The sequence below is a fragment of the Kitasatospora sp. NPDC059648 genome (genome assembly GCF_042734825.1).
Taxonomy (GTDB): Bacteria; Actinomycetota; Actinomycetes; order Streptomycetales; family Streptomycetaceae; genus Kitasatospora.
Map to the genome: position 1 here is coordinate 63,720 of NZ_JBHWDU010000038.1, position 7,117 is coordinate 70,836.

Genomic DNA, 7,117 nt, shown 5'->3' on the forward strand with positions numbered 1-7,117 from the left:
GTGGAACCGGGCCCGCTGTTCTACTGCTCCGGCGGTATGGCTGGCGCGGGCAGGTCGAGGACCCGGGTGAGGGCGCCGGTGACGGGAGTCCGGCGGCCGGGCAGGTGCCGAAGAGCCCAGTCGGCGGCCAGCGTGAGGAAGTCGGCCAGGTCGCGCTCGGCACCGGCGAGCAGGCAGCGGAGTTCGGTGACGGACAGTTCGATCACCGGACTGCCGCTCTGCTCGGCGTTGACCGTGAGCCGGACGGTGTCGCCGAAGCGCTCTGCGACCGGTGACACGGGGTCGTGGCCGAAGCCGAGCAGGCCACCGCTGTCGACGAGCCGGTGCCAGTCGCGCCAGTCCTCCAGCCCGTCGCAGCAGCCGGGCAGGAACACGATGCCGGTGGAGTCGTCGGTGACCCGCAGGCCTCCGGCTGCGAAGGGGGCGTCGAAGGTCAGCAGTCCGTGGAGGAAGGAGTCGAGTGGGTCGTCGGGCCGGGGCGGGCGATCGCCGTCGGGGTCGATGTCGTTGCAGTCGGCGATGCGCATCACCGCCGTCCCGACCTCGGCGGGTGAGAGCCCGCCGCTGAGGGGCAGGAAGCCGGTCGGCTCGATCTCGGCGACGGGCCAGAGGTCGAAGCCGTCAGGGGCGCGGATCTCCAGGACGGGCTGCATCACGATCACCTGGCGAAGTGTTCCGCATCGCCCGCCCGTGACGCCTCCCGATTACGCCGCGCCGCCCCGCTTGTGCCGAACCCGAACCAGCACGGGAGCTGAGCACCTTCGGCTGTACCACCCCGGGCAGACACAGGTGTACGCCGACACCTCGTCGCCGGTGACCCATGAGGCCGTGACGCCGGCGGCCAGGGCCTGGGTGATCATCTCGGTGGCCAGGGCGGGCTTGGCGGCGAACCCCGGGTGGTCCGGGATGCCTGCGGCCGGACACCGGTCGGGGTCCTAAGTCCAGGAGCGTGGGATGTAAAGGCGCCGGTCGATGGCAGCGTGCCCGACCGGGGTGGAGTAGACGAGGCAGATGAGGTAGACGGCGACCTGGGCGTTTTCGATTCGCCCCGCGGTCCCGGTGTACTGACGTTGCACCCCGACGCTCGCGGTGCCGGTGCCCCTCTTCAGGTCACCGGTCTCGTCCACCACCAGAACGGCATCCTGGTTGCCGAGGTGCTCGACCACGAAGTCCCGTATGTCGTCGCGGACTCCGTCGGCGTCCCAGGACGCGCGGCTGAGCAGGTGCTGCATACCGGCTGGACTGCCGTCACCGGCATGCTCCGCGATCGTCCAGCAGCTCTTCCGCGGCAACTCTGCCAGCAGGCCCGGCACGAAGGCCCGTGCCCTGCGACGCGGCTCGACCCGGGCGAACCGCCTCGCGATCCTCGCCATCAGGTCGTCACCGGCTGCCACCGGGCAGGGTCTACGCTGTGGCCCACGGCCATCGGCTGATCTTCGTCTGTCCACAATCAACGATGGCCGTGCCCTTTCTACGCCACCCAGCAGTACAGGTTCTCGTCTTCCTCGCGGACGGCACGGGCCAGGTCGGCCAAGCTGCTCAGGATCCACACCGACAGCAGCGGCAGCTTCGGCGTCCGGTGCCACGAAGACCTTGATGACGATGCTCACCGGGGCATAGTGCCTGCTCCACCGGGCCCGGTCTACCTGCTAGCAGCCAGCAGAAGCCGATCTACCGACCCGAGATGCTCACCGCCCACAGGCCAAGATCAAGATCTACAGCTGGAGTACTACGCGGTGGGCGCGTGGATGCGTCGGCAGCGCATGGCCGCGGGCCTGGCCGAGGAGCAGGTCGCGAAGCTGGACGTGCCGGACGGGTTGTGGCGGCTGGAGCCGGACTGGAACCGCTCCTACCGCCGCCTGCTCGCCTACCTCGCCGCCGGAGGCACCCTCGACGGCCCGGCCAATCGCGCTGGCCTGGGCGATGACCCGACCTTCCGGCCCGGCGCCTGGCTGCGCAAGCAGGCGACGGCCTCACGACAGCTGAATGCGCGAGCCCACCAGTAGACCGCCGGTTCAGCGGACCTCGGCAAGCACGTGGCCCGGTGCCTCGGTGCCCGCGTCGGCGGTCCGTTCGCCGTCCGGGCCCCAGGCACCGGCGGCGCCGCAGCCCACGCCGTCCTCGTTGCTGCCGAGGACGTTGCCGAGCACCACGTGGAGACCGAACTCCCGGGCCCGCACCGGATAGACCTTCTCGAACGAGTCGTTGTCGGCGGAGAGCACCGAGCTCGCCAGATAGACCGTGCAGCCGTCGGCGGCGGCCCGCTCGGCGAGCTCCGGGAATCGGTTGTCGTAGCAGGTGGCCAGTGCGAACCGGGTGCCGTCCAGCTCGAATCGGCCGTCCCGGCCGCCCGCTGCGAAGACCTCCTGCTCGATGCCGTACAGGTGCTGCTTGTCGTACCGGGCGAGGAGTCCGCCGTCCGGACCGATGACGAGCGAGGTGACCGTAGGCCGGCCCTCCGCCGTGTGCACGGGACCGTTGACGACCGCCGCCGCCGAGACGGCGCGGCACGCCTCCCGTACGGGTTCGAGGCGGGCGTCGTCCTCGGTGAGGACGAGGCCGGGGGTGTCTCGGATCAGCGTCGGCTCGTAGCCGGTCACGGCGAGCTCGGCGAAGACGACCATGCGGGCGCCGTCGGCCCCGGCGGCCCGGATCAACCCGGCGATGGTACGAACGTTGGCGTCGATGTCCCCGGCGACCGGGGCGAACTGGGTGGCTGCGACGATCACGGCCCCCATCATCGCCGCCGACCGGACCGCGGGAAACACCGGGCCCCGCAGTACGAGAACCCACTGGAGATCACGGAAAGCCACCGCCGCGCTCAGCAGCACCGACAACTCATACGCCAGCCACCAGTAACGAGGCCGTTTCCCGGCCATGCGACACCCGGATCCCGAGCCGCGCCCGTCCAGCCCCGGCCGACCCGGCCAAGGGGATATCCGAAGTCCCGCGCGGGCGCCGACGAGACGGGCATGCTGGGCGTCGTGACCATCGACAGCCACCCCGCTCCGGACGCCGCCCCGCCCGGTACGCGCGTGCCCGCCAGCCGCCGGGCCGATGTCCTGTCCGCCCCGCCCCGCCTCGTTACGACCTGGCCCGCGACCTCAACCAGGCCGCCGACGCCGTCCGCGCCCTGCCCGGGCGCCGGGGCGTGGACGTGACGCTGGCCGCCTACACCGCGGTGGTGTGCACCGCCTCCACCGCAGCCGGCGCGCTCGAGGAAGCGGCCCACTTGGCCGTCGCACTCCAGCCACCACTGCCGCACCGCGGTGATGAGGCTCGTTGAGTTTCCGCAGATCCTCATCAGCGGCGTAGGTGCGCTGCCAGGTGATCGGCCAGACCGGACACCAGAACGGGTCGATCTCCTCCAACGCGCGGCGTCGGTCCGGCGCGAGCGCCGGTTTCGGACCGCCCGGGGATGCGGCCGACGGACGCCCGTGGTCCGGGGACCGCGGGCGTCCTGGGTACCTCAGCGGTGCCGCGTCACCGGCGGGCGCCCCGACGGCGGGCGACCACCAGCGCGCCCCCGCCGACGGCGAGCAGCGCGGCCCCACCAGCGCCGTAGACGATCATCTGGCTGCTGTTGCCACCCGTGCTGGCCAGGGTGCTGGCCGGCGTGGTCGAGACCGGATTGACGGTCGGCTTGCCGACCGGGCCGCTCGTGTCCCCAGGCACGGCCGGGGCGGTCGACGGGATGCCGCCGGACGGCGTTCCGGTGGTGGCCGGCGCCGACGGCCTGGCGGTGGTGGAAGGCGAGGCGGTGGCCGTCGCGGTGGCGGTGCCCGAAGGCGTCGCTGTGGCGGTGGGCGTCCCGGTCGGGTGCGGGGCCGCGGTGGCCGTGGGCGACGCCGAGGAGGTCGGCACCGGGACGGTCGGCGTGCCGCTCGGGGTCGGAACGCAGGCCTTGCCGCCGTTCCAGGCCGAGATCAGGTTGTCCGTGAAGACGCCGTCCGGGTACCTCGGCGCGGGGTTGGCGACGCCGTCGAACTTCTTGTCGCCGTTGTACAGGTCGATCTGGCCGAAGCACTTCGGCAGGTGGGCGGACACGTCCAGGGTCGCCTGGCGGTTCCCGCTGCGCAGCGTCGTGGTCGCCCAGCCGAGGAAGGTCTGCTTGCCCGAGGTGGCCCAGGTCGGCCCCTCGGTGTCGTAGGAGGCCAGCGAGACCCGGTAGTCGCAGCCGTCCACGACGTCGCCGACCAGGCGGACCTGGATGACGCCGTGCGGCTGGGACATCCGGCCGTCGGAGATCCAGTCCTTGCCGCCGTCGACGGAGTACTGGACGCCGGCGGCGCCGCAGACGTGCTCGGCCTGGGCCTGGGCGGTGCCGGCGGTGAGCAGGGGAGCGCCGACGGCTATGCCGAGGGCGGTGAGGGCCGGAAGGCCCCGGCGCAGGAGTTGGTGCACGAGGAAGCTCCCTAGGGGTAGTACACGGTTCGGGTGGGACTCACCGCTCCCCGGCGGCGATCCGGAAGGACCGTCACCGGGGAGCGGACGTGAAACCGTGACCGTACCCGATGGCCCGACAACGCCGGACCGCAAGGCGTGAACGTGGCAGCGAGACAGCCGTGCCGGAGCAGCTCAAGAAGCTGAATGAGCGTCATGCAGCCGCCGAAGGCTTCTCCCAGGGCGAGTACATGTGAGTTCTCGGCCTGACGACCAGAACGAAGAGGCCGCCACCAGACACGGCGACGGCCTTCCTGCGCCTTCTCGGGGCCGCCGTAGCGTGCCGCCGACCACCGACATCGGCCCCTGGCCGGGCCAGCCCGCTACGCCGCCCACTCGACGCCGTGCTCGGCGAGCTGCGCCAGCTGACTCGGGGTCAGCTTCGCCCGGCGGTCTTCTGGTTGTTGAGCCAGGTGCCCAGCGCGAAGTGCGACACCACCACCTGCTCCTCGCCGCCGGGGCCGATGTCCACGGCCCTCCACGGGTTCCTTGTGCGGGCGGAGCACCCGGGGATGCCGCTCCCGCTCAACGAACTGGGCGAGGGCGGCGGCCCGCTGCAGCGCGGTGCGGTGGGCGGTGCGCTACCTGGTCGCGGGCGGCATCGCCTGGAGGGCGGTGCCCGCGGACTTCCCCGCGTGGGACCGGGTCTACGCTTCTTCCGGCGTTGGCGGGACAAGGGCCTCGTCGCGGAGTCCACGACCGGCTGCGGGACCGGGTTCGCGAGGCGGCGGACCGGGATCCGGAGCCGACCGCCGGGATCATCGACGCGCAGTCGGTGAAAGGGGCCGCGTCGGTGCCGGCCACGAGCCGGGGGTTCGACGGCGGGAAGAAGGTGAACGGCCGCAAGAGGCACATCGTCGTGGACACTCTCGGGCTGCTGCTGGCGGTGCTGGTCACGGCGGCGTCGGTCACCGACCGGGGCGCGGGGCAGACGCTGTCGGCCCGGTTGCGGGAGCGGCACTGGCGCATCTTGCTGGTGTGGGCCGACGGGGGCTACACCGGACGCCTGGTCGACCCCGCCCGCGACGCCTGGCGGATTGCGCTGACGGTGGTCAAACGCAGCGACGACACCAGGGCCTTCGTGGTGCTGCCGAAAAGGTGGCTGGTGGAGAGGACGTTCGCGTGGCTGATGCACTCACGCCGCCTGGCCCGCGACTACGAGACCCGCACCGACACCTCCGAGACGATGATCCGGTGGTCGATGAGCATGGTCATGAGCCGCCGGCTCGCCCGGCGAGCACACTGAACATCCCCGGCCTCCCCCTCGGCCAGCCAGCCCCGCACGGCCAGGCGCTTCACCTTCGACCGCACTCCCTCGCGGCGGCCTTGGGCCTGGAGGTGGTCGCGGCGAAGGCCACGCCGGGTCCGCCGGGTCGGTCACTCCGAACAGACCTATGGGCGCGGGCATTTCCGGCAGGGGAGGGATGCGCCAGGGGGCGTCGGAGGCGGCGGCCGCGTCGGTCAGTCGCTGGGTCTTGGCCGGTATGACGTCCAGTGCGCTCTCCCCGTCAGTCGGGACCATCGCGTCGACGTAGATCAGATGCGCGATCGCGCTGAAGGACGCCGTGCAGCTCATCGATCACCGGTGGGCCCAGGTCATCGAGGGGCGGATCGTCCTGGTGTCACCCACGCGGGACCACGAGAACGTGGCGGCGAAGATCCGCCGCCAGCTCGACCGGCGTGTCGACGAGCTCGGTTGCATCAGCGGCTCCGGCAACCTCGACCTGCCCGGCTCCCCGAACTGGTACCTGCCGGACCTCGCCGTCAAGGGCCCGGCCCGGCCTGCGGCCGTGACGTCGTTCCTCGACCGACGGGATCCGGACGAGCTGGCCGCTGACGCCTACAGGGACGACTACACCGCTCCCCGGATGGACTGGTGACCCCAAGCCAGAATGCGTGACAAGGGCGCCGGCCGGGACAGCGAATGTCCCGGCCGCGCCTCTGTGGCGGGTGGTCAGCTGTCGGCGGCCGGGGAGGCCAGGCCGCCGGGTCCCAGCGGGCGGTGGGCACCGGGCGCGAGCCGCGGAGCCGGAGCAGCCTCGGATTCGAGGAAGGGCGTCCGGGCCCGCTCCACCGCGGTGAGTCGGGCCTCGGGGGACGGCGGGACGGTGGCCGGATCGGCGGGGGACTCGGAGAAGGGACGCCACAACGGGCGCCGCTCGGAGTTCGTCATGATCGCCAGTGTGACAGTCAAGGGGATGGCGGCTGCGAGGCCCTGGACGCCGAAGGGTCCACAGGGAAGCAGTCGGCGAACTCGTACCCCCTTGACCACCAGCGCTGACCTGCGGTGGTCCTTGGCAGGACACCGGCGGCGAGGCAACCCGTAGGGCAACTCGTACGACCACTCGTAGCGCAATTCGTGGGGCCACTTGTACGGCAATCTGTAGAGCAACCCGGCCTGCGGGACGCTGGCAGGGGCGTCACCGGTACTCCAAAACGTGGCCAGTCGCCGCATCGAGCCAGCTCCAACCGAACCGCCACGCCGTGATGGTCCGACGCCCCGGCGGATGCGTCCGGCAACCGGGAGCTGTCGCCGTGTGGGACCAGCGCGGGGCGCACCGTCGGAGAGGCGGAGCCGCCGCCGGGCAGCCGGGAAGATCCTGGAGAACGTCCAGCAGGCTTTCCATCGCGCCGGAGACGACGAACCGTCGAAGGGGCGGCACTGCTCTGGCCC

7 protein-coding genes and 2 pseudogenes are annotated in these 7,117 nt (G+C 71.9%); 3 read left to right on the forward strand and 6 right to left on the reverse strand.

The window, feature by feature from the left end; genetic code table 11:
- Nucleotides 1–20: 20 nt before the first annotated feature.
- Nucleotides 21–662 carry a hypothetical protein gene (locus ACFV1W_RS22635; RefSeq protein WP_380419020.1) on the reverse strand — a complete coding sequence of 214 codons (642 nt, stop codon included), beginning with the start codon at nt 660–662 and terminating at the stop codon, nt 21–23.
- Between the two features lie 138 nt (nt 663–800).
- Nucleotides 801–1,373: pseudogene (locus ACFV1W_RS22640) on the reverse strand (IS701 family transposase); the annotation flags it as partial.
- A 375-nt stretch (nt 1,374–1,748) separates the two neighbouring features.
- Between ACFV1W_RS22640 and ACFV1W_RS22645 the strand changes: the two are divergent.
- The gene (locus ACFV1W_RS22645; RefSeq protein WP_380419021.1) at nt 1,749–2,006 is read left to right on the forward strand and encodes a hypothetical protein; all 258 of its coding nucleotides are present in this window, start codon (nt 1,749–1,751) and stop codon (nt 2,004–2,006) included.
- Nucleotides 2,007–2,015: 9 nt separating this feature from the next.
- Here ACFV1W_RS22645 and ACFV1W_RS22650 read toward each other — a convergent pair whose 3' ends face one another.
- Together ACFV1W_RS22650 and ACFV1W_RS22655 are read right to left on the reverse strand one after the other, a co-directional pair.
- Nucleotides 2,016–2,738, reverse strand: a complete 723-nt coding sequence (locus ACFV1W_RS22650; protein ID WP_380419026.1) for a carbon-nitrogen hydrolase family protein — start codon at nt 2,736–2,738, stop codon at nt 2,016–2,018.
- Nucleotides 2,739–3,483: 745 nt separating this feature from the next.
- Nucleotides 3,484–4,404, reverse strand: a complete 921-nt coding sequence (locus ACFV1W_RS22655; RefSeq protein ID WP_380419022.1) for a hypothetical protein — start codon at nt 4,402–4,404, stop codon at nt 3,484–3,486.
- Between the two features lie 832 nt (nt 4,405–5,236).
- Between ACFV1W_RS22655 and ACFV1W_RS22660 the strand changes: the two genes are divergently transcribed.
- On the forward strand, nt 5,237–5,689 hold the full coding sequence (locus ACFV1W_RS22660; RefSeq protein ID WP_380419023.1) for a transposase: 453 nt from the start codon (nt 5,237–5,239) through the stop codon (nt 5,687–5,689).
- A gap of 108 nt (nt 5,690–5,797) precedes the next feature.
- On the opposite strand, the pseudogene ACFV1W_RS22665 reads toward ACFV1W_RS22660, so the two are convergent.
- Nucleotides 5,798–5,992, reverse strand: a pseudogene (locus tag ACFV1W_RS22665) (alpha/beta hydrolase); the annotation flags it as partial.
- A gap of 16 nt (nt 5,993–6,008) precedes the next feature.
- Between ACFV1W_RS22665 and ACFV1W_RS22670 the strand changes: the two are divergent.
- Nucleotides 6,009–6,323: a hypothetical protein gene (locus tag ACFV1W_RS22670; protein WP_380419024.1), complete on the forward strand. Its 315-nt coding sequence runs from the start codon at nt 6,009–6,011 to the stop codon at nt 6,321–6,323.
- Nucleotides 6,324–6,397: 74 nt separating this feature from the next.
- Here the strand turns inward: ACFV1W_RS22670 and ACFV1W_RS22675 are convergent, their stop codons facing one another.
- Nucleotides 6,398–6,616: a hypothetical protein gene (locus ACFV1W_RS22675; RefSeq protein WP_380419025.1), complete on the reverse strand. Its 219-nt coding sequence runs from the start codon at nt 6,614–6,616 to the stop codon at nt 6,398–6,400.
- Between the last annotated feature and the right edge of the window lie 501 nt (nt 6,617–7,117).

What these genes read in the sequence shown, in the direction of transcription:
- ACFV1W_RS22645 (WP_380419021.1), top strand. Translation starts at nt 1,749, where the DNA reads ATGCGTCGGCAGCGCATGGCCGCGGGCCTGGCCGAGGAGCAGGTCGCG.
- ACFV1W_RS22650 (WP_380419026.1), bottom strand. Translation starts at nt 2,738, where the DNA reads ATGGGGGCCGTGATCGTCGCAGCCACCCAGTTCGCCCCGGTCGCCGGG.
- ACFV1W_RS22675 (WP_380419025.1), bottom strand. Translation starts at nt 6,616, where the DNA reads ATGACGAACTCCGAGCGGCGCCCGTTGTGGCGTCCCTTCTCCGAGTCC.